At 59.5% G+C, this 20,216-nt stretch carries 24 protein-coding genes and 1 other RNA gene; 18 read left to right on the top strand and 7 right to left on the bottom strand.

The genetic code is table 11. The features are described from left to right. Nucleotide 1: 1 nt before the first annotated feature. From ACUXVH_RS12245 to ACUXVH_RS12265, 5 genes are all read left to right on the top strand, one after another. Entirely contained in the window at nt 2-184 is a 183-nt protein-coding gene (locus ACUXVH_RS12245; protein ID WP_011063357.1) for a hypothetical protein, read from the top strand. After that, nucleotides 165-419: a hypothetical protein gene (locus ACUXVH_RS12250; protein WP_011063356.1), complete on the top strand. Its 255-nt coding sequence runs from the start codon at nt 165-167 to the stop codon at nt 417-419. The genes ACUXVH_RS12245 and ACUXVH_RS12250 overlap by 20 nt, the downstream gene beginning before the upstream one ends. A gap of 165 nt (nt 420-584) precedes the next feature. Beyond that, nucleotides 585-1,085, top strand: coding sequence for a methylated-DNA--[protein]-cysteine S-methyltransferase (locus tag ACUXVH_RS12255; RefSeq protein ID WP_011063355.1), 501 nt, complete (start codon nt 585-587; stop codon nt 1,083-1,085). Between the two features lie 58 nt (nt 1,086-1,143). Further along, entirely contained in the window at nt 1,144-1,788 is a 645-nt protein-coding gene (locus ACUXVH_RS12260) for an MBL fold metallo-hydrolase (protein WP_015636939.1), read from the top strand. Nucleotides 1,789-1,899: 111 nt separating this feature from the next. After that, complete coding sequence (locus ACUXVH_RS12265) at nt 1,900-2,658, top strand: OmpA family lipoprotein (protein WP_011063337.1); 759 nt, start codon at nt 1,900-1,902, stop codon at nt 2,656-2,658. A gap of 77 nt (nt 2,659-2,735) precedes the next feature. Here the strand turns inward: ACUXVH_RS12265 and ACUXVH_RS12270 are convergent, their stop codons facing one another. Continuing rightward, nucleotides 2,736-3,170, bottom strand: a complete 435-nt coding sequence (locus ACUXVH_RS12270) for a YhcB family protein (RefSeq protein WP_011063336.1) — start codon at nt 3,168-3,170, stop codon at nt 2,736-2,738. Between the two features lie 144 nt (nt 3,171-3,314). Here ACUXVH_RS12270 and ACUXVH_RS12275 point away from each other — a divergent pair, with 144 nt between their 5' ends. From ACUXVH_RS12275 to zapE, 3 genes are all read left to right on the top strand, one after another. Beyond that, complete coding sequence (locus ACUXVH_RS12275) at nt 3,315-3,944, top strand: alpha/beta hydrolase (protein WP_011063335.1); 630 nt, start codon at nt 3,315-3,317, stop codon at nt 3,942-3,944. Between the two features lie 24 nt (nt 3,945-3,968). Next, the gene (locus ACUXVH_RS12280; RefSeq protein ID WP_445494967.1) at nt 3,969-5,324 is read left to right on the top strand and encodes a tryptophan--tRNA ligase; all 1,356 of its coding nucleotides are present in this window, start codon (nt 3,969-3,971) and stop codon (nt 5,322-5,324) included. 88 nt (nt 5,325-5,412) lie between these two features. Continuing rightward, on the top strand, nt 5,413-6,507 hold the full coding sequence (gene zapE / locus ACUXVH_RS12285; protein ID WP_019093692.1) for a cell division protein ZapE: 1,095 nt from the start codon (nt 5,413-5,415) through the stop codon (nt 6,505-6,507). 42 nt (nt 6,508-6,549) lie between these two features. Here the strand turns inward: zapE and ACUXVH_RS12290 are convergent, their stop codons facing one another. Next, nucleotides 6,550-7,449 carry a GlxA family transcriptional regulator gene (locus ACUXVH_RS12290; protein ID WP_169892244.1) on the bottom strand — a complete coding sequence of 300 codons (900 nt, stop codon included), beginning with the start codon at nt 7,447-7,449 and terminating at the stop codon, nt 6,550-6,552. A gap of 244 nt (nt 7,450-7,693) precedes the next feature. On the opposite strand from ACUXVH_RS12290, the gene ACUXVH_RS12295 reads away from it, so the two are divergent. Further along, entirely contained in the window at nt 7,694-8,830 is a 1,137-nt protein-coding gene (locus ACUXVH_RS12295; RefSeq protein WP_011063331.1) for an acyl-CoA dehydrogenase family protein, read from the top strand. A 79-nt stretch (nt 8,831-8,909) separates the two neighbouring features. On the opposite strand, the gene ACUXVH_RS12300 is transcribed toward ACUXVH_RS12295, so the two are convergent. After that, entirely contained in the window at nt 8,910-9,950 is a 1,041-nt protein-coding gene (locus ACUXVH_RS12300; RefSeq protein WP_053153710.1) for an NADP(H)-dependent aldo-keto reductase, read from the bottom strand. A gap of 247 nt (nt 9,951-10,197) precedes the next feature. Here ACUXVH_RS12300 and rplM point away from each other — a divergent pair, with 247 nt between their 5' ends. The 7 genes from rplM to ACUXVH_RS12335 all read left to right on the top strand — a co-directional run bounded on the left by rplM (nt 10,198) and on the right by ACUXVH_RS12335 (nt 15,073). Then, a complete protein-coding gene (gene rplM / locus ACUXVH_RS12305) occupies nt 10,198-10,626 on the top strand; it encodes a 50S ribosomal protein L13 (RefSeq protein WP_007928449.1) in 429 nt (142 codons plus the stop codon). Nucleotides 10,627-10,640: 14 nt separating this feature from the next. After that, nucleotides 10,641-11,033 carry a 30S ribosomal protein S9 gene (rpsI, locus tag ACUXVH_RS12310; protein ID WP_003228056.1) on the top strand — a complete coding sequence of 131 codons (393 nt, stop codon included), beginning with the start codon at nt 10,641-10,643 and terminating at the stop codon, nt 11,031-11,033. A 253-nt stretch (nt 11,034-11,286) separates the two neighbouring features. Further along, nucleotides 11,287-11,880 (top strand): ubiquinol-cytochrome c reductase iron-sulfur subunit, encoded by a 594-nt coding sequence (petA, locus tag ACUXVH_RS12315; RefSeq protein ID WP_011063329.1) that lies wholly within the window; start codon nt 11,287-11,289, stop codon nt 11,878-11,880. Further along, nucleotides 11,880-13,091 carry a cytochrome b gene (locus tag ACUXVH_RS12320; protein ID WP_011063328.1) on the top strand — a complete coding sequence of 404 codons (1,212 nt, stop codon included), beginning with the start codon at nt 11,880-11,882 and terminating at the stop codon, nt 13,089-13,091. Before petA ends, ACUXVH_RS12320 begins: the two co-directional genes overlap by 1 nt. Next, on the top strand, nt 13,091-13,873 hold the full coding sequence (locus tag ACUXVH_RS12325) for a cytochrome c1 (protein ID WP_011063327.1): 783 nt from the start codon (nt 13,091-13,093) through the stop codon (nt 13,871-13,873). Before ACUXVH_RS12320 ends, ACUXVH_RS12325 begins: the two co-directional genes overlap by 1 nt. 152 nt (nt 13,874-14,025) lie before the next feature. Next, on the top strand, nt 14,026-14,643 hold the full coding sequence (locus ACUXVH_RS12330; protein ID WP_011063326.1) for a glutathione S-transferase N-terminal domain-containing protein: 618 nt from the start codon (nt 14,026-14,028) through the stop codon (nt 14,641-14,643). Between the two features lie 16 nt (nt 14,644-14,659). Beyond that, nucleotides 14,660-15,073, top strand: a complete 414-nt coding sequence (locus ACUXVH_RS12335; RefSeq protein WP_011063325.1) for a ClpXP protease specificity-enhancing factor — start codon at nt 14,660-14,662, stop codon at nt 15,071-15,073. 51 nt (nt 15,074-15,124) lie between these two features. On the opposite strand, the gene ACUXVH_RS12340 is transcribed toward ACUXVH_RS12335, so the two are convergent. From ACUXVH_RS12340 to ACUXVH_RS12355, 4 genes are all read right to left on the bottom strand, one after another. Next, entirely contained in the window at nt 15,125-15,703 is a 579-nt protein-coding gene (locus tag ACUXVH_RS12340; RefSeq protein ID WP_011063324.1) for a BON domain-containing protein, read from the bottom strand. Then, entirely contained in the window at nt 15,700-16,293 is a 594-nt protein-coding gene (locus ACUXVH_RS12345) for a phosphoheptose isomerase (RefSeq protein ID WP_015636934.1), read from the bottom strand. The genes ACUXVH_RS12340 and ACUXVH_RS12345 overlap by 4 nt, the downstream gene beginning before the upstream one ends. Nucleotides 16,294-16,397: 104 nt before the next feature. Further along, nucleotides 16,398-16,769 (bottom strand): YraN family protein, encoded by a 372-nt coding sequence (locus ACUXVH_RS12350; RefSeq protein ID WP_019093694.1) that lies wholly within the window; start codon nt 16,767-16,769, stop codon nt 16,398-16,400. Continuing rightward, nucleotides 16,769-18,580 (bottom strand): penicillin-binding protein activator, encoded by a 1,812-nt coding sequence (locus ACUXVH_RS12355; protein ID WP_011063321.1) that lies wholly within the window; start codon nt 18,578-18,580, stop codon nt 16,769-16,771. Before ACUXVH_RS12355 ends, ACUXVH_RS12350 begins: the two co-directional genes overlap by 1 nt. Before the next feature lie 219 nt (nt 18,581-18,799). On the opposite strand from ACUXVH_RS12355, the gene rsmI reads away from it, so the two are divergent. Then, complete coding sequence (rsmI, locus tag ACUXVH_RS12360) at nt 18,800-19,672, top strand: 16S rRNA (cytidine(1402)-2'-O)-methyltransferase (protein ID WP_019093695.1); 873 nt, start codon at nt 18,800-18,802, stop codon at nt 19,670-19,672. A 72-nt stretch (nt 19,673-19,744) separates the two neighbouring features. Continuing rightward, an RNA gene (gene rnpB / locus ACUXVH_RS12365) (RNase P RNA component class A) lies at nt 19,745-20,098 on the top strand. Nucleotides 20,099-20,216 lie beyond the last annotated feature (118 nt).

Raw genomic sequence — 20,216 nt, forward strand, 5'->3', positions numbered from 1 at the left:
CATGAACCTGTCTTCAGTGCTCAAAGGCATCCTGCTGGTGTTGATTCTTCTCGGCCTGATGGCTTGCGTCCTGCCGTCCGGGGCACCCATGGTGCGCCTTGGGGACGGCGGCCCCTTGAGCTTGTTCCTGCTGGGGCATGACCTGCAACGGGCGGAGGCCGAGCATGTCGCGGGTATCGTCTGACGATAGCGGCGCCGGCTACACCGACCAGTTGGTGCTGTGTCTGATGCTGATCCTGTGTGTATCCATTTCCCTGGGTGCCTATATCGTGCGCTTCAACGCCCAGATCGACCGCCAGCGCGAGCTGTCGCCGGTGCACTTGCTGGAGTGTGGTCAGGGGCGGGGGGCCTTTATCGTCGACCCCCATGGCCGGCTTAGCAGCAGCGACAATTGCTACCTGGTGGACGAAGACGACTAGCCTCGCCGCCTGGCAGCGCCCAGAATGATCCGCCTTCGAGTTCCAGCGCAAGAAACGAGGTTCTTGCGCTGAAATCTCGTTCTACAGTGCAGGCGTACTGAGATGAAGGCGGCGAACCCCAGGGTTGCCGGCCTGATTTCCCTGGCGGATTGAAGGAGAACTGCGATGTCCTGCGTATTCAAGAAAATGGCGTCCCCGGTTGGCCAACTGACCCTGGTCGCCCGGGGAGCGAAGCTGGCGGCGATTCTGTGGGAGCACGAGCGGCAGAACCGGGTGCGCCTGGGCCCACTGCAGGAAGCCGCGGAGCATCCGCTGTTGCTGGAGACCGAGCGCCAGTTGCGCGAATACTTTGCCGGTACCCGCGAGCGTTTCGAGCTTGAGCTGGACTTTGTCGGCACCGAGTTCCAGCGCCAGGTCTGGCAAGCCCTGCTGACCATTCCTTTCGGCGAGACCCGCAGTTACAGCCAGATCGCCCGACAGATCGGCAATCCCACTGCAGTGCGTGCGGTAGGGGCGGCCAATGGGCGTAATCCGATCTCGATCGTCGCCCCCTGCCACCGGGTGATCGGCGCCTCGGGCAGCCTCACCGGTTTCGCCGGCGGTCTTGAGGCCAAGCAGTTCCTGTTGGCACTGGAAGGCGAGGAAACGTTGCAACTGGCGTTCTGAGTAAGCAGTGGCGGCGAGCTGTGACAGAATGGCCCATCGATTTTTCTGGAGCCTTCCCATGGACGCCGCCAAGCCCAGCCTCATCCGCGAAACCTTCCCCGTCGGCCCGCTGCAGTGCAACTGCACCATCATTGGCGACCCGCTGACCAAGAAAGCCATAGTCGTCGATCCGGGCGGCAACCCCGACCTGATCATGGCGCGCCTGGACGCACTGGGCCTGAAGGTGGTGAGCATCATCCATACCCATGCCCATCTGGATCACTTCCTGGCCTCCGGGCAGATGAAGGAAAAGACCGGCGCCACCCTGCACTTGCACAAGGACGACCAGTTTCTCTGGGACAACCTTGAGATGCAGTGCAGCATGTTCGGCGTGCCCTACACCCCTGTGCCGTCCCCGGATCGCTGGTTGGGTGATGACGAAGAGCTGGCCTGCGGTTGCGGTGTGGCCTTGCACACTCCAGGGCATACCCCAGGTTCCATGAGCTTTTGGTTTTCCGAGGCTAAGCTTCTGATTGCCGGCGACACGCTGTTCAAGCGCGGGGTCGGGCGCACGGATTTGTGGGGTGGCGACCAGGCCACGCTGGTGCGTTCGATCAAGCAGCGTCTCTATACCCTCGACGAAGACGCCACAGTGGTTGCCGGGCACGGCCCAGACACCCGGCTGGGAGATGAGATGCGTCAGAACCCGTTCGTGCGAGCCTGACTATTTGCCCGTTGGTTCACGGAATTTTTGCCGTTCTGCGTGTTCCAACGCCGGCAAAGGTCTATTGCCAACGTCCGCTGCACCACAGAATGCAAAATGTAGGAGCTTTCCATGTTCACCTCACGTCGTTTGATTGTTGTCGCTACTGCTGTGGCCTTGTTGTCCGGCTGCGCTTCGCCTAACCCCTATGACAACCAGGGGCAGGCCGACGGCGGCTCGTCTGGCATGAGTAAAACCGCCAAGTACGGTGGGCTGGGAGCCTTGGCCGGTGCGTTGGCTGGTGCTGCCATCGACCACAACAACCGTGGCAAGGGGGCCTTGATCGGTGCAGCAGTGGTCGGTGCTTCCGCTGCAGGTTATGGCTACTACGCTGACCAGCAGGAGAAAAAACTGCGCGCCAGCATGGCTAACACCGGGGTCGAAGTGCAGCGCCAGGGCGATCAGATCAAGCTGATCATGCCGGGCAATATCACCTTCGCCACTGACTCGGCGAATATCGCGCCCAGCTTCTACCAGCCCCTGAACAACCTGGCCAACTCCCTGCGTGAGTTCAACCAGAACCAGATCGAGATCGTCGGCTACACCGACAGCACCGGCAGCCGTCAGCACAACATGGATCTGTCCCAGCGTCGCGCCCAGAGCGTAGCGACCTACCTGACGTCCCAGGGGGTCAGCGGTTCCAACCTGTCCGCTCGTGGCGCCGGTCCGGACAACCCGATCGCCAGCAACGCCGATGTCAACGGCCGTGCGCAGAACCGTCGGGTCGAGGTCAACCTCAAGGCGATTCCGGGCCAGCAGTACCAGCAACCGAACCAGCAGTACCAGCAGCCCTATCAGCAGCAGGGTCAGCAATACCAGCAGTATCCCTGACCGGACTGGCTGAACCCCAGGCATAAAAAAGCCCGCCCGATGCAGATCGGGCGGGCTTTTTTAATGGCTGAGGCGTATTACTTCTTCAGGCCATATTGTTCGTCGAGCATGCCTGGGGCATTCGGCGTCTTCGGCGCGTAGTCCCGTGGTGGTTCCTGGTCCCGTGGAGGGGTCAGGCGCTCACGTGGAGCCTGCACCGACTCCGAGTGCAAGGCGGCCAGCAGGCGCTGGCGGGTCAGTTCGTCCAAGGCCAGGCGATTGGCGCCCTCGGCGAGGTGATCCTGCACTTCCTGGTAACTCTGGGTCAGTTTCTTGACCAGGGTTGCGGTGCTGTTGAAGTGAGTGACCACTTCATTCTGATAATTGTCGAAACGTTCCTGAATATCATCCAACTGACGCTGCGTGCGGTTAGGCGCGGCATTGGGCAGCAGGCGAGCGACCAGGAATCCAATGGCGACACCCGCGACCAGGGCAAGAGTCGGCAACAACCAAACTAAGAGCGAGTGTTCCACGAGTCCTTCCTCTATAAACGGCTTTGCTTTACGTTAACGGCTCGAACCTGCGCTGTATACCGCGATTCACTCGCAATAGATTGGCACAGACCATTTGCTAGACGAGTCGACCCCCTTCGAGGTCACGGAGTTCCTTCCTTGCTTATGCGTGAAACCCCTGTAGTGATTGCCGGCCCGGTGGGCCAACTGGAAGCCCTGTATCTGCAGGTGCCCGATGCACGTGGGATGGCGCTGATCTGCCACCCCAATCCGGTGCAGGGCGGCACCATGCTCAATAAGGTGGTATCCACCCTGCAGCGCACTGCGCGGGATGCCGGCCTGAGCACTCTGCGCTTCAACTACCGTGGCGTGGGCGCCAGTGAAGGCAGCCACGACATGGGCAGCGGTGAAGTCGACGATGCCCAGGCGGCAGCCCAGTGGTTGCAGGCCCAGCATCCGCAACTGCCCTTGACCCTGTTCGGGTTCTCCTTTGGCGGCTTTGTCGCGGCCAGCCTTGGCGGGCGTCTGGAAGGCCAGGGCACGCAGCTCAAGCACTTGTTCATGGTGGCGCCGGCAGTCACCCGCCTGCGTGATAGCGACCTGCTGCCGCAGAACTGCCCGTTGACCCTGATCCAGCCGGAAACCGATGAGGTCATCGACCCTCAGGCGGTCTACGACTGGTCCGACGCGCTTGTTCGCCCCCATGAGCTGCTGAAAGTGGCAGAATGCGGGCACTTTTTTCATGGCAAGCTCACCGATCTGAAAGATCTGGTGCTGCCGCGACTTTCGAATTGATAGCAGTCTGATAAGCGATTACCCATGACTACTCGTACGCGTATCCTCACCGGCATCACCACCACCGGCACTCCGCACCTGGGCAACTATGCCGGTGCGATCCGCCCGGCGATCGTCGCCAGCCGCGACAGCAATGCCGATTCCTTCTACTTTCTGGCCGACTACCACGCACTGATCAAGTGCGATGACCCGCTGCGTATCCAGCGTTCGCGCCAGGAAATCGCCGCCACCTGGTTGGCCGGTGGCCTGGATGTGGAACGCGTGACTTTCTATCGCCAGTCGGACATCCCGGAGATCCCCGAGCTGACCTGGCTGTTGACCTGCGTGGCGGCCAAGGGGCTGCTCAACCGTGCCCATGCCTATAAGGCTTCGGTGGACAAGAATGTCGAGGCCGGTGAAGACCCGGACGCCGGCATCACCATGGGCTTGTACAGCTACCCGGTACTGATGGCGGCGGACATCCTGATGTTCAACGCGCACAAGGTGCCGGTGGGCCGCGACCAGATCCAGCACGTGGAAATGGCCCGGGACATTGGCCAGCGTTTCAACCACCTGTTCGGCCAGGGCAAGGAGTTCTTCACCATGCCCGAGGCGCTGATCGAGGAAAGTGTTGCCACCTTGCCAGGCCTCGATGGCCGCAAGATGTCCAAGAGTTACGACAACACCATCCCGCTGTTCACCAGCGCCAAGGACATGAAGGGCGCGATCTCGCGGATCGTCACCGACTCCAAGGCGCCAGGCGAGGCCAAGGATCCGGACAACTCTCATTTGTTCACCCTGTACCAGGCGTTCTCCACCCCTGCGCAAGCCGCCGAGTTCCGCAGCGAGCTGCTTCAGGGCCTGGGTTGGGGCGAAGCCAAGAACCGCCTGTTCCAATTGCTGGATGCCGAACTGGGCGAAGCCCGCGAGCGTTATCACCAACTGATCGCACGCCCTTCGGACCTGGAAGACATCTTGCGTGCCGGCGCCGTCAAGGCCCGTGCCGTGGCCACGCCGTTCCTCAACGAACTGCGCGAAGCCGTGGGCCTGCGCTCTTTCGCCGCCCAGGTACAGGTGGCAGCCACCTCCAAGAAAAAAGCCGCCAAGGCCGCGCGTTTCATCAGCTTTCGAGAGGATGACGGCAGCTTCCGTTTCCGTTTGCTGTCGGCCGATGGCGAGCAACTGCTGCTGTCGCGCAATTTCGCTGATGGCAAGGCTGCAGGTGCTGTCACCAAGCAACTGCAATCGGGCCAGGAGCTGGATCTGCGGACCGAGGGCAATGCATTCGGTATCTGGCTGGACGGCGCCTGTGTGGCGGATAGCCCGGACTTTGCCGATGCCAGCGCCCGTGACGCGGCTGTAGATGCACTGCGCATCGCTCTGACCCCGGCGCAGGACTAATCGGCATCTTCCCGACCAAGGGCTGATTGCCATTCCCCAGGGCCGTCGCTAAAGTGACGGCCCGTTTTTGTTGCCTTGCTAACGAATTATGACGCCCCTAGAACGATACCAAGCAGATCTGAAACGCCCGGATTTCTTTCATGATGCGGCACAGGAAACGGCTGTGCGTCATCTGCAGCGCCTGTATGACGATCTGATCGCGGCCGAGCAAAACAAGCCGGGCCTGCTCGGCAAGCTTTTTGGCAAGAAGGATCAGACGCCGGTCAAGGGTCTGTATTTCTGGGGCGGAGTGGGGCGCGGTAAGACCTATCTGGTGGACACCTTCTTCGAAGCCTTGCCGTTCAAGGAAAAGGTACGCACGCACTTTCACCGTTTCATGAAGCGCGTACACGAAGAAATGAAGACCCTGGGCGGTGAGAAGAACCCGTTGACCATCATCGCCAAGCGTTTCTCGCAAGAGGCGCGGGTGATCTGCTTCGACGAATTCTTCGTGTCTGACATTACTGACGCGATGATTCTTGGCACCCTCATGGAGGAGCTGTTCAAGAATGGCGTGACCCTGGTCGCCACTTCGAACATCGTCCCCGACGGCTTGTACAAGGATGGCTTGCAGCGCGCGCGCTTCCTGCCGGCGATTGCCCTGATCAAGCAGAACACCGAGATCGTCAACGTCGACAGCGGTGTCGACTATCGCTTGCGTCACCTGGAGCAGGCGGAGCTGTTCCACTATCCATTGAACGAAGAAGCACAGGAAAGCTTGCGCAAGAGCTTCCGGGCGTTGACGCCGGAGTGCACCCAGGCGGTGGAAAACGATGTGTTGATCATCGAGAACCGCGAGATCCGCGCATTGCGTACCTGCGATGATGTGGCCTGGTTCGACTTCCGGGAACTGTGCGACGGCCCGCGCAGCCAGAACGACTACATCGAGCTGGGCAAGATCTTTCATGCCGTGTTGCTTAGTGGCGTGGAGCAGATGAGCGTCACCACCGACGACATCGCCCGGCGCTTTATCAACATGGTCGACGAGTTCTACGACCGCAACGTCAAGCTGATCATTTCCGCCGAGGTCGAACTCAAGGACCTCTACACCGGTGGCCGCCTGACGTTCGAGTTCCAGCGCACCCTTAGCCGCCTGCTGGAGATGCAGTCCCACGAGTTCCTGTCGCGGGCGCACAAGCCATAAGCACCGCCAGATGAAAAAGGGCCTGCATAGCAGGCCCTTTTTTTATGCCGCCTGTTGCTGGAACTGTTGACGGTACTGGTTGGGTGAAAGTTCGGTGTGCTGGCGGAACAGTCGGGCGAAGAAACTGGCGTCGTCGTAGCCGACTTCGTAGCTGATGGTCTTGATGCTCTTGCGCGTTCCCGAGAGCAGGCCCTTGGCGGTTTCGATGCGCAGGCGCTGCAGGTAATGCAGGGGCTTGTCGCCGGTGGCGGTCTGGAAGCGGCGCATGAAGTTGCGAATGCTCATGCCGTGCTCGCGGGCCACGTCCTCGAAGCGGAACTTGTCGGCGAAGTGCTCTTCGAGCCAGTGCTGGATTTGCAGGATGATCACGTCCTGATGCAGCTTCTGGCCGCCGAAGCCGATGCGCCCTGGGGCGTAGCTGCGCTGTACTTCATAGAGAATGTCCCGGGCCACGGCCTGGGCCACGTTGGCACCGCAGAAGCGTTCGATCAGGTAGATGTACAGGTCGCAGGCCGAGGTGGTACCGCCCGCGCAGTAGAGGTTGTCGGCGTCGGTCAGGTGCTTGTCCTGATTGAGCTGGACCTTGGGGAAGCGCTCATTGAAGGCGCTGAAGAAGCGCCAGTAGGTAGTGGCTTCCTTGCCATCGAGCAAGCCGGCTTCCGCCAGCCAGAACACCCCGGTGGCTTCGCCGCAGAGCACCGCGCCGCGAGCGTGCTGGGCGCGCAGCCAGGGCAAGATCTGCGGGTAACGCTGGCACAGGGTGTCGAAGTCGTCCCAGAACGCCGGGAGGATGATGATATCGGTGTCTTCCAGCGGGCCGTCCACCGGCATGATCACGTCGCTGAAACTGCATACGGGTTGACCGTCGGGGCTGACCAGGCGGGTTTCGAACGCCGGGGTCAGGCCTTGGCCCAGTTGTTTGCCGTAGCGCAGGCTGGCCAGATGGAAGAAATCCTTGGCTTGCATGAGGGTGGAAGCGAAAACCCGGTCGATAGCCAGGATGCTGACGCGCCGCAAGGGCGTGGAGGTTTGGTTAGACATAATTCAATTGTTCTTATAGGGGAAAGTGGTCACCAGACGGCTGGATCGTCTTATTTTTTGTCGGATGTGTCCAGTGTCCCGTGCAGGTGGCTAGCCTTAGGCTCTGGCAGCCAACCCATGATCAATAACCATCACAGGTGCCTGCATGATCCCTAGAACCTTGTTCAGCTCCGAGCACGAACTCTTCCGTGACAGCGTGCGTACATTCCTTGAGAAAGAGGCAGTGCCCTTCCATGGCGAATGGGAAAAACAGGGCTATATCGACCGTCAGTTGTGGAGCAAGGCGGGGGAGGCCGGAATGCTGTGTTCGCACATTCCCGAGGAGTACGGCGGCCTGGGGGCGGATTTTCTCTACAGCGCGGTGGTGATCGAGGAGATTGGCCGGCTGGGGCTGACGGGCATTGGTTTTTCCCTGCATTCGGACATTGTCGCGCCCTACATCCTGCATTACGGCAGTGAATCGCTGAAGCACAAGTACCTGCCCCGGCTGGTCTCGGGGGAAATGGTCACGGCCATTGCCATGACCGAGCCGGGGGCGGGCTCCGACCTGCAAGGGGTGAAGACCACGGCAGTGCTCGACGGCGACGAATACGTGATCAATGGTTCCAAGACCTTTATTACCAACGGCTACCTGGCGGACCTGGTGATAGTCGTGGCCAAGACCGATCCCAAGGCCGGAGCCAAGGGCACCAGCTTGTTTCTGGTTGAGGCCGATACTCCCGGGTTCTCCAAGGGCAAGCGCCTGGAAAAGGTGGGAATGAAGGCTCAGGACACCTCCGAGCTGTTCTTCCAGGATGTGCGAGTACCCAAGGAGAATCTGCTGGGGCAGGCTGGGGCAGGTTTTGCCTATTTGATGCAGGAGTTGCCCCAGGAGCGCCTGACCGTGGCCATTGGTGGCCTGGCCAGTGCCGAGGCGGCGTTGCAGTGGACCCTGGAATACACCCGCGAACGCAAAGCCTTTGGCAAGGCAATTGCCGATTTCCAGAACAGCCGTTTCAAGCTGGCGGAAATGGCCACGGAAATTCAGATCGGCCGGGTATTTGTCGATCGCTGCCTGGAACTGCACTTGCAGGGCAAGCTCGATGTGCCGACGGCGGCCATGGCCAAGTACTGGGGGACTGACCTGCAGTGCAAGGTGCTTGATGAATGCGTGCAGTTGCACGGTGGCTACGGCTTCATGTGGGAGTACCCGGTGGCCCGGGCCTGGGCCGATGCCCGGGTGCAGCGCATTTATGCCGGGACCAACGAGATCATGAAGGAGATCATTGCCCGCTCACTATAGGAAGCGGGCCGCCGGCGAAGGGTGCGAAGCGGGTTATACGACGTATCCATTCGCTGGCAAGCCAGCAACTGTGGGTCTATTAAGGCGCGGGGTTGGGGTGATCCTTGTGGATTGCCTCGATCCCGGCGAGGACCTCCTCCGACAACTTCAAGGCAGCGCTGGCGATGTTGCTGTCCAGCTGTTCCAGAGTGGTGGCGCCGATGATGTTGCTGGTCACGAACGGCTGTTGAGTGACGAAGGCTAGGGCCATTTGTGCCGGATCCAGGCCGTGCTCGCGGGCCAGCGCCACATAACGGCTGCAGGCCGCTTCCGACTGAGGGTTGAAGTAGCGGCTGAAGCGGCTGTAGAGGCTTAGCCGTGCCTTGGCTGGCCGCGCGCCGCCTTCGTACTTGCCGGACAGGTAGCCAAAGGCCAGAGGAGAGTAGGCCAGCAGGCCGCATTGTTCACGAATGGCAATTTCCGCCAGGCCCACTTCGAAGCTGCGGTTGAGCAGGTTGTAGGGGTTCTGGATCGAAACCGCCCGCGGCCAGCCACGGCTCTCGGCCAGGGCAAGGAACTTCATGGTGCCCCATGGCGTTTCGTTGGACAGGCCGATATGGCGGATCTTGCCGGCCTTGACCTGCTCGTCCAGGGCTTCGAGGGTTTCTTCCAGCGGAGTGAAGTCTTCATCGGCCTGGTGCTTGTAGCCCAGTTGGCCGAAGAAGTTGGTGCTGCGCTCGGGCCAGTGCAGTTGGTATAGGTCGATCCAGTCGGTCTGCAGGCGCTTGAGGCTGGCATCCACGGCTTCGACTATATGCTTGCGGTTGTGCTTGAGCTGTTTGTCGCGAATGTAGTCGATGGTGTTGCCCGGACCTGCGATCTTGCTGGCCAGGACCCAGTCGGCGCGGTCGCCGCGCTGCTTGAACCAGTTGCCGATATAGCGCTCGGTGGTGGCGTAGGTTTCGGCCTTTGGCGGCACCGGGTACATCTCGGCAGTGTCGATGAAGTTGATTCCGGCGTTCTTGGCCCGCTCGATCTGAGCGAAGGCTTCAGCCTCGGTGTTCTGCTCGCCCCAGGTCATGGTGCCCAGGCAAATTGCACTCACATTCAGATCGGTTCGGCCCAGCTGGCGGTAGTCCATCGGGTGCTCCCTTGGCAAAACAATCATAAAAGCAGGTTGAAATTTTTTTCGCAATCTGCATAATTCGGCAGCTCTTTCTGCAGTGGAAGTGATGCGCCGCCTGCCGAAGAATCTTGCCGTATATCAGACGCGCTGACCCGAGCCCCCGATAGCGTCTGTGTCCGGCTGCCTTTGACCTTGTCAAAGTAAGCACTATTCAGTAAGATCCGCCGTCTATTTTGCTGGGCGGCCCCTGAGGCTATAAAGAATGAAAACTTTTACTGCTAAACCGGAAACAGTAAAGCGCGACTGGTTCGTCGTCGACGCTGCTGGTCAGACCCTGGGTCGTCTGGCCACCGAAATCGCGAGCCGTCTGCGTGGCAAGCACAAGCCTGAGTACACTCCTCACGTTGACACCGGCGACTACATCGTCGTGATCAATGCCGAGCAGGTACGTGTTACTGGCGCTAAAACCACTGACAAAATGTACTACTCCCACTCCGGTTTCCCGGGCGGCATCAAGTCGATCAACTTCGAAAAGCTGATCGCCAAAGCCCCTGAGCGCGTGATCGAGACCGCGGTAAAAGGCATGCTGCCTAAGAACCCGCTGGGTCGCGACATGTACCGTAAGCTGAAAGTCTATGCGGGCGCTGCACACCCTCATACTGCTCAGCAGCCCCAAGAACTGAAGATTTAACGGAATAGTTCATTATGTCGGCGACTCAAAATTACGGCACTGGCCGTCGCAAGACTGCAACCGCACGCGTTTTCCTGCGTCCGGGCACTGGCAACATCTCGATCAACAACCGCTCCCTGGATAACTTCTTCGGTCGCGAAACTGCCCGCATGGTAGTTCGTCAACCGCTGGAGCTGACCGAGACCGTTGAGAAGTTCGATATCTACGTCACCGTTATCGGCGGCGGTGTAAGTGGTCAAGCTGGCGCAATCCGCCACGGTATCACTCGCGCTCTGATGGATTACGACGAAACTCTGCGCAGCGCGCTGCGTAAAGCTGGTTTCGTAACCCGTGACGCACGTGAAGTTGAGCGTAAGAAAGTGGGTCTGCGTAAAGCGCGTAAGCGTCCGCAATACTCCAAGCGTTAATTCGCTACTGCGTTCAAAAACGCCCAGTCTCCTCGCGGAGCTGGGCGTTTTTTATTGTCTAGAATTTGCTCTGTGACAACTTGCCACATCCGCGGAGGCCCTATACTGCAAGGCTTCGGGCCGGCTCGGCTTGGTAATTACCTTGTCAGAATAGGGGCTTTTCATTACCATTCGGCAAAATTTTTATAAGTTCAGATTTTTACTTAGTAGATGCCTGATTTAACAGGCCACAAAGCTGATGGGAGAGGACTGAATGAGCAATGACGGCGTGAATGCAGGCCGGCGTCGCTTCCTAGTAGCAGCCACATCCGTGGTGGGTGCTGCTGGAGCGGTGGGGGCTGCGGTCCCGTTCGTGGGGTCATGGTTTCCCAGTGCCAAGGCGAAAGCCGCAGGTGCACCGGTGAAGGTGAATATCAGCAAGATCGACCCAGGTCAGCAGATGATTGCTGAATGGCGTGGTCAGCCGGTATTCATCGTCCGCCGTACCGAGGAAATCCTGGGGAATCTTAAAAAGATCGAGGGCCAGTTGTCTGACCCTGACTCCAAGAACTCAGTACAACCAACCTACGTCGACCCGGAAGTGCGTTCGATCAAGCCAGAGATTCTGCTGCTGATCGGTATCTGCACCCACCTGGGCTGTTCTCCGACCTTCCGTCCTGAAGTGGCGCCCGCGGATCTGGGCAAGGACTGGGTAGGTGGCTATTTCTGCCCTTGCCACGGTTCCCACTACGATCTGGCTGGTCGCGTCTACAAGTCGCAACCTGCGCCTTTGAACCTGCCAGTACCCCCGCATTCCTATGAGTCGGATGACATCATCGTCATTGGCGTCGACACGGAGAAAGCGTGATGAGCAAGTTCATGGATTGGGTTGATGCGCGCTTCCCCGCGACCAAGATGTGGGAAGACCATCTCAGCAAGTATTACGCTCCGAAGAACTTCAACTTCTTCTATTTCTTTGGCTCCCTGGCGCTGCTGGTTCTGGTCAACCAGATCGTAACCGGTGTCTGGCTGACCATGAGCTACACCCCTTCGGCGGAAGAGGCCTTCGCTTCCGTTGAATACATCATGCGCGACGTCGAGTACGGCGCGATCCTGCGTCTGCTCCACTCCACCGGCGCTTCGGCGTTCTTCATCGTGGTCTATCTGCACATGTTCCGTGGCCTGCTCTACGGTTCCTACCAGAAGCCCCGTGAGCTGGTGTGGCTGTTCGGCATGCTGATCTACCTGGCACTGATGGCCGAGGCCTTCATGGGCTACCTGCTGCCGTGGGGCCAGATGTCCTACTGGGGCGCCCAGGTGATCATCTCGCTGTTCGGTGCGATCCCGGTCATCGGCGACGACCTGACTCAGTGGATCCGCGGTGACTACCTGATTTCCGGTATCACCCTGAACCGCTTCTTCGCCTTGCACGTTGTTGCCCTGCCGATCGTGATCCTCGGTCTGGTGGTGCTGCACATCCTGGCACTGCACGAAGTGGGTTCGAACAACCCGGATGGCGTCGACATCAAGAAGAACAAGGATGAGAACGGCATCCCGCTGGATGGTATTCCTTTCCACCCTTACTACACCGTGAAGGATATCGTCGGCGTAGTGGTGTTCCTCTTCATCTTCTGCTCGATCGTGTTCTTCTTCCCGGAAATGGGTGGCTACTTCCTCGAGAAGCCGAACTTCGAACAGGCCAACCCGTTCAAGACGCCTGAGCACATTGCTCCGGTTTGGTACTTCACCCCGTTCTACGCGATCCTGCGTGCGGTGCCGGACAAGCTCATGGGCGTCATTGCCATGGGGGCTGCCATTGCCGTGCTGTTCGTGCTGCCTTGGCTCGACCGTAGCCCGGTCAAGTCCATGCGCTACAAAGGCTGGCTGAGCAAGATCTGGCTGCTGGTGTTCTGCATCTCGTTCGTGATCCTGGGTGTGCTGGGTGTATTGGCACCGACTCCGGGCCGTACGCTGCTGTCGCAGGTATGTACCTTCCTGTACTTCGCCTACTTCATTCTGATGCCGTTCTACACCAGGCTCGAGAAGACCAAACCGGTTCCGGAAAGGGTGACTGGCTGATGAAAAAGCTATTTGCTGTACTGATTCTTGCTGCTATGCCTGTATTGTCTTTCGCGGCCGAGCACGGCGGCCCTGAGTTGGAGAAGGTCGATATCGACCTGGCCGACAAAGCTGCCCTGCAAGACGGCGCGCGTACCTTTGCCAACTACTGCATGGGCTGCCACAGCGCCAAGTTCCAGCGTTATGAGCGGGTTGCCGACGATCTGGGTATCCCTCACGATCTGATGTTGAGCAAGCTGGTCTTCACCGGCGCCAAGATCGGTGACCACATGAACATCGGCATGCAGCCGGCAGATGCCAAGACCTGGTTTGGCGCTGCGCCACCGGATCTGACCCTGGTGGCCCGTGTGCGGGGTACCGACTGGCTCTATGGCTACCTCAAGTCCTTCTATGAGGACCCGGCGCGCCCTTGGGGTGTGAATAACAAGGTTTTCCCGAACGTGGGCATGCCTAACGTTCTGGTTGGCCTGCAGGGTCGCCAGGTGATCGGTTGCAAGCAGGTGCAGATCGTCGAAGACGGCAAGAAGCAATACGATCCGCTGACCGGCACGCCGCTGACTCATGAAGCCTGTGACCAGCTGACCATCAAGGAGAACACCGGGACTCTCAACGAGGCTCAGTTCGACGAGAAGGTCAAGAACCTGGTGACCTTCCTGGCTTACTCGGCCAACCCGGTCAAGCTGCAGCACCAGCGCATCGGTACCTACGTACTGCTGTACCTGGCCTTCTTCTTCGTGTTCGCCTATCTGCTCAAGCGCGAATACTGGAAGGATGTGCATTGATAGCGTTTTAAGCATCAGTTGTTGAACGTGCGCGCCCAAGGGCGTCTCTGAAACTGTAACAACCCTGTATCATTCGGGGGTTACCAGAGGCGCCCTGAGGGCGCGCTCGTTTTTTCTGCTTCCGATAATTTCAACAAGCGAGGAGGATCGCCATGGGCGTGACCAATCGGTTGGCCTGTTACTCCGACCCCGCCGACCACTATTCCCACCGGGTGCGCATTGTGCTCGCAGAGAAGGGTGTCAGCGCCGAGATCATCAGTGTGGAGGCGGGGCGTCAGCCGCCGAAGCTGATCGAAGTGAACCCTTATGGGAGCTTGCCAACGCTGGTCGATCGCGACCTGGCGTTGTGGGAGTCGACAGTGGTGATGGAGTACCTGGATGAGCGTTATCCGCATCCGCCACTGCTGCCGGTTTATCCTGTGGCGCGAGCCAACAGCCGTCTGCTGATACACCGGATCCAGCGTGACTGGTGCGGGCAAGTGGATCTGATTCTTGATCCGCGGACCAAGGAGGCTGCTCGAGTGCAGGCGCGCAAGGAATTGCGTGAAAGCCTGACGGGTGTTTCTCCTTTGTTTGCCGACAAGCCATTTTTCCTCAGTGAGGAACAAAGTCTGGTGGACTGCTGCCTACTGCCCATACTCTGGAGATTGCCGGTCCTGGGTATCGAACTGCCGCGGCAGGCCAAGCCGTTGCTTGATTATATGGAACGCCAATTTGCGCGTGAGGCTTTCCAGGCGAGTCTGTCTGGTGTCGAACGCGATATGCGCTGAGGCTTAAGGAGCCGCTATGAACTCCAGTCGACCTTATCTGGTCCGCGCGCTCTATGAGTGGATTGTGGACAACGATTGCACCCCGCACATGCTGGTCAATTCCGACTATCCGGCAGTGCAGGTGCCCCAGGGCTTTGCCAGTGATGGGCAGATCGTCCTGAACATTTCTCCCAGTGCCGTGCGTCATCTGCATATGGATAACGACGTAGTGACCTTCGAAGGGCGCTTCGGTGGTGTGCCGCACAGCCTGCATGTGCCGGTTGCGGCGATCCTGGGGATCTATGCCCGTGAGAATGGCCAGGGCATGGTCTTCGATCTGGAGTCGCCTCTGGATGAAGAGGATGATCTCGAGCCGGATGACGACCTGCCGCCACCGGACAGTGAGCCGCCGCGCCCCAGTGGCCGACCCAGCTTGAAAGTGGTCAAGTAATAAAAAAGGCGATCCATCCGGATCGCCTTTTTTGTATCTCGCGGTTGTGTGTCAGTCGATGTATTCGAACAGTTTGACGATCTTCTGCACACCGGACACGCCTTGAACCAGGTTGGTGGCCTGGGTGGCCTCCTGTTGGGTCAGCAAGCCCAGCAGGTAGACGATGCCGTTCTCGGTTACCACCTTGATTCGCGAGGCGGGCACGCTGGCGTCGGTGAGCATCTGGGTCTTGATCTTGGTGGTCAGCCAGCCATCGTTCTGGCGGGCCAGGAAGCCGGAAGGTGGCAGTACCTGCAGTTCGTTGTGCACCTTCTTGACGCGCTGCACTTCGCTGGCGGCCTGTTCGGCCATGGCCTTGAGGTCCGGGCGGGGTGTTTGTCCGGCCAGCAGGACGATGCCGTTGAAGCTGGTGACAACGATGTGCGAGTTGTTTTCCAGGTCTGGGCTGGCTTTGGCGACGTTGACGGCGACTTTGGTCTCGATCAGCGAGTCGTCGATCTTGCTGCCAAAGGTGCGGGTGCCGCGGTCATCATCGATGGGTTTGTCGCGGGTGGCGGTAATCACCGAGCTGCAACCAGTGATGCTCAGGCACAAGGTCAAGGCCAGGAGGCCAAGGCGATTAGGGGTCATTCTTCACTCCCGAACAATTGGCTGTCGATCAGATCGCAGAGGCAATGGATCGCCAGCAGGTGGACTTCTTGAATGCGTGCAGTGACGGTGGCCGGGACGCGGATCTCGACATCTTCAGGCAGCAGCAGGGAAGCCATGCCGCCGCCGTCACGACCGGTCAATGCTACGACAATCATTTCGCGATCATGTGCGGCCTGGATCGCTTGAATAATGTTTGCGGAGTTGCCGCTGGTGGAAATCGCCAGCAACACATCACCGGGCTGGCCCAGGGCGCGGATCTGCTTGGAGAAGACTTCGTTGTAGCTGTAGTCGTTGGCGATCGAGGTGATGGTAGAGCTGTCGGTAGTCAGGGCAATGGCCGGCAGGCTCGGGCGTTCGCGCTCGAAGCGGTTGAGCAGTTCGGAGGAGAAATGCTGGGCATCGCCGGCGGAGCCGCCGTTGCCGCAAGAGAGCATCTTGCCCTCGTTGAGCAGGGCGTTGACCATGACCTGGCTGGCTTGCTCGATGTGCGGTGCAAGTACGTCCATCGCCTGTTGCTTGGTGTCGATACTGGCCTGAAAAAGCTGGCGAATTCGGGATTGCATGTCCATCTGTGTGACCTTAAGTGGCGCGGCTTGGTGGCACGTAAATGTGCAGCCCGCAAAGCAAAGAGCAAAAAAGTTGAGTGAAAATGGGTGCGGCCTGAGGGCTTCTTTCAGCTGTCGAAGGCATTGCGTAGCCAGTTCAAGCGGGCTTCTGCACCCGAGGCGCCGTCAATGGCGACCACGTCGAAACGGCAAGGATGGCTGGACCAGCGTGATTCGCTTTGCAGGAAAAGCTGCGCGGCAAGGATCAGTTTTTGACGCTTGCGCCCATCGATACTGCCCAGTGCGCCACCCCATTGCGTGTGTTTTCTGTAGCGGACTTCGACGAATACTACTGTATCGCCGTCAAGCATGACCAGATCAAGCTCGCCGCGTTTACACAACCAGTTCTGCGCCAGCAGGCGCAGTCCGTGCTGTTGGAGATGCCCAAGCGCTTGGCTTTCGGCATCTCGTCCGCTGTGCTGGCTTGATCCTTGGAGCATTAGCGCGGCGTGTCGGGCAGGCGGGTCACCTGGCCCCCGACGAACTTGGCCCATGGCAGCTGACGCTCGATGCGTTGCCCGGCAGCCATGCCCAGGCTGCCGGATTCACCTTCTATCCGGCTGTCTGGCAGGGCCTTGAGTTGGCCCAGGCGTGGCGCCAATCGGTAGGCGTCGACGCCCATGGCATACAGGCGCCCTAGGCTGCCGCCGGCTTGCGGCCATTGTGCGGTGACCTGGCGGCGCAGCGGGCCGTTGGCATCCAGCAGCCATGGGGTTTCGCAGAACATCACGCCGTTCATGTCGTTGTACTGGTTCTGGTCGCCGCTGGCGCTGAACACATTGGAGGTGGCGTAGACCGGTACATCACCAGCGTATTGGAAGTTCAAGGTCGGCTTGATCTGCTGAGCCTGTTGCGGAGTGGAGGCGAGGAAAATGAACTCGATATCCTGGCGACGTGATGGCTGTGCGGCTACCTGGGTGCCTACGGTGCTCTGCAGGCTCTTGGCGCGGCCTTCGCTCTGGCGCAACTGGAACAGGTCGGCAATCTGCTGTGCCAGGGCGACGGGCTGATCGACGCGTTCGATACCGATTACGCTACCACCGTTGGCTTCCCAATCCTGACGGAATGCCTTGAGCACGCGATCGCCCCATTCGCCTTTCGGAACCAGAGCGGCGGCGCGGTGCAGGCCGTCGGCGCGGGCGCGACGGGAAACCTCGCGAGCTTCGTCTTCGGCTGCCAGGCCGAACTGGAACAACTGCGCCGGGCCTTGTTCGCCTTCGCTGTAGTTCAGGGCCAGGGTGGTGATCGGCAGCTGCGGGCGAGCGGCAAGTTGCTTGACCAGGGGCTTTTCCAGTGGGCCGACGACCAGTTGCACGCCAGCGGCCTGAGCCTTGCGGTAGAAGTCATCCAGCGAGCTTAGGCGCGAGCTGTCATAGAACTCGATGCTGGGTGGATTCTGTCCGGCTTGCTGAGCCTGGTAGTGAGCAGCCATGAAACCTTCGCGCAGTGCTTTGGAAACCGATGCGAGGGGGCCGTCCTGTGGCAGCAGCAAGGCAATTTTCGATACCGGCTGGCTGGCCAGTTCCTTGAGCTTGATCAGGGGTTGGGGCAGTTGAATGGCAGCCGGGTGCTTTGGATTCTGGGCGCGCCAGGTATCGATGGCTGCCTGCTGCTGTTCCAGGGTGCCGGCGCTCTTGACTGCCAGGGCCAGGCTCATCCAGCCGGCCAGGTCGTCATTGCCGGCAGGCTGCAACTGATCGGTCGGCAGGGCGGCAATCAGTGCCCAGATGGCTTCGTGGTTTTTGGCTGCTGCATCATCCTTGAGCAAGGGCGCGATAACGATGCGCTCTTTGGCGGCGGCCAATGTCTGGCCGTCGGCTTCCAGTGCGCGAGCATGAACGCTGCCGGTGCGAATCTGTTGAGCTGCCGGCAGTTCGCTCAGGTGTTGCAGGCTTGGATGGCTCAGTGCGGTGAGGGCAGCCTTTGGCTGGTTGCGCACCAGGGCCAGCTCTGCGGACAGGGTGCTGGCGAAGATTTGCTGGGCAGGCTTGAGTTGATCCAGCGGCACTTGCTGCAGGATTTGTCCGGCGCGTCCGGCATTGCCTTGACGATACGCCAGGTCGGCGGCGCTCAGGCGCAGCAGGGCTGCTTTTTCCGGAGTTTTGCTGGTGGCGGCCTGTTCGAGCAGTTGCTCGATACTGGCATCCGGTGTCCGTGGAAGTTCGCCAAGGCTGGAAGAGGGCGAGCTGGCGCAAGCCACCAGAAGGGTAGCCAGGCAGAGGGCAAGAAACAGCCGCAGGCAAGCGATCATGTAAGTGTTCCTGATACTCGATCAAATGAGCGTGGAATTGTACCCAAGCGCTGGCTGGGGTGCGATGTTACTGGCGATAAACCGTCGATTTAGCTCAAGCAAATGTTGCTTGGCTGCCTGAAAGGTCGCGGCACAGCGCCATACCGGCTGATCGCAAGGCGTATTGAGAATGCTTCAACGCGCTACAATGGCGCTTTTGCCGATCAAGAGGTGTGCGCTTTGACTGCTCCAGGTCCTTTGAATTCCGCTGCTGGCTCGCTTTATGTGGTGGCGACGCCCATCGGCAACCTGGACGATATCAGCGCCCGGGCCTTGAAGCTGTTGCGCGAGGTGTCGTTGATCGCTGCCGAAGATACCCGGCATTCCCAGCGCCTGATGCAGCACTTTGGTATTTCCACGCCCCTGGCTGCCTGCCATGAGCACAACGAGCGTGATGAGGGCAGTCGCTTCATTACTCGTCTGCTGGCTGGGGATAATGTCGCCTTGATCTCCGATGCGGGCACGCCGCTGATTTCCGATCCCGGCTACCACCTGGTGCGCCAGGCGCGGGCGGCGGGTATCAACGTGGTTCCAGTACCGGGGGCCTGTGCTCTGATCGCGGCGTTGTCGGCGGCGGGCTTGCCTTCAGACCGGTTCATCTTCGAAGGCTTTCTGCCGGCCAAGGCGGTCGGGCGCAGGGCGCGCCTGGAAGCGGTCAAGGAAGAGCCGCGTACGCTGATTTTCTATGAGGCGCCGCATCGCATACTTGAATGCCTGCAGGATATGGAGTCGGTATTCGGTGGTGAGCGGCCGGCATTGCTGGCGCGTGAATTGACCAAGACCTTCGAGACCCTGAAGGGGCTGCCACTTTCCGAGCTGCGCCAGTTCGTCGAGTCCGACAGCAATCAGCAGCGTGGGGAGTGCGTGGTGCTGGTCGCGGGGTGGACAGCACCGGAAAGTGATGAGGCGATCAGTAGTGAGTCGATGCGTATCCTCGACCTGTTGCTCAAGGAAATGCCGCTGAAGCGGGCTGCTGCTTTGGCTGCGGAAATCACTGGCGAGCGCAAGAATGTGCTGTATCAGGTGGCCCTGGATAAACAGAAAGAACAATAAATTGCGTAGCAGGGTGGCCAAAGGCTTTTAGCGCTTGTTCTTCGTTCGCTCTGCCGTTAACCTGCGCGGCGGAGAGTCGATTGGACAGTCGCTGCCCTCTATGAAAATTAGAGGGGGGAGGAAAGTCCGGGCTCCATAGGGCGGAGTGCCAGGTAATGCCTGGGGGGCGTGAGCCTACGGAAAGTGCCACAGAAAATAACCGCCTAAGCACTTCGGTGCCGGTAAGGGTGAAAAGGTGCGGTAAGAGCGCACCGCACGTCTGGTAACAGTTCGTGGCTAGGTAAACCCCACTCGGAGCAAGACCAAATAGGGTTCCAAGGCGTGGCCCGCGCTGGAACCGGGTAGGTTGCTAAAGATGTCCAGTGATGGCCATCGTAGAGGAATGACTGTCCTCGACAGAACCCGGCTTACAGATCGACTCTCCACCTTTTCCCTCCCTGCTTGAATCAATAGCAGAAGCGTTTTTGTAATACCGAAAAAATCTTACTCTTAATAAATTACTTTAACTTCGCGCTGCAGCTTATTGAGCTGTCGGAAGTTGATG

The sequence above is a fragment of the Pseudomonas sp. 8(2025) genome, assembly GCF_052665325.1.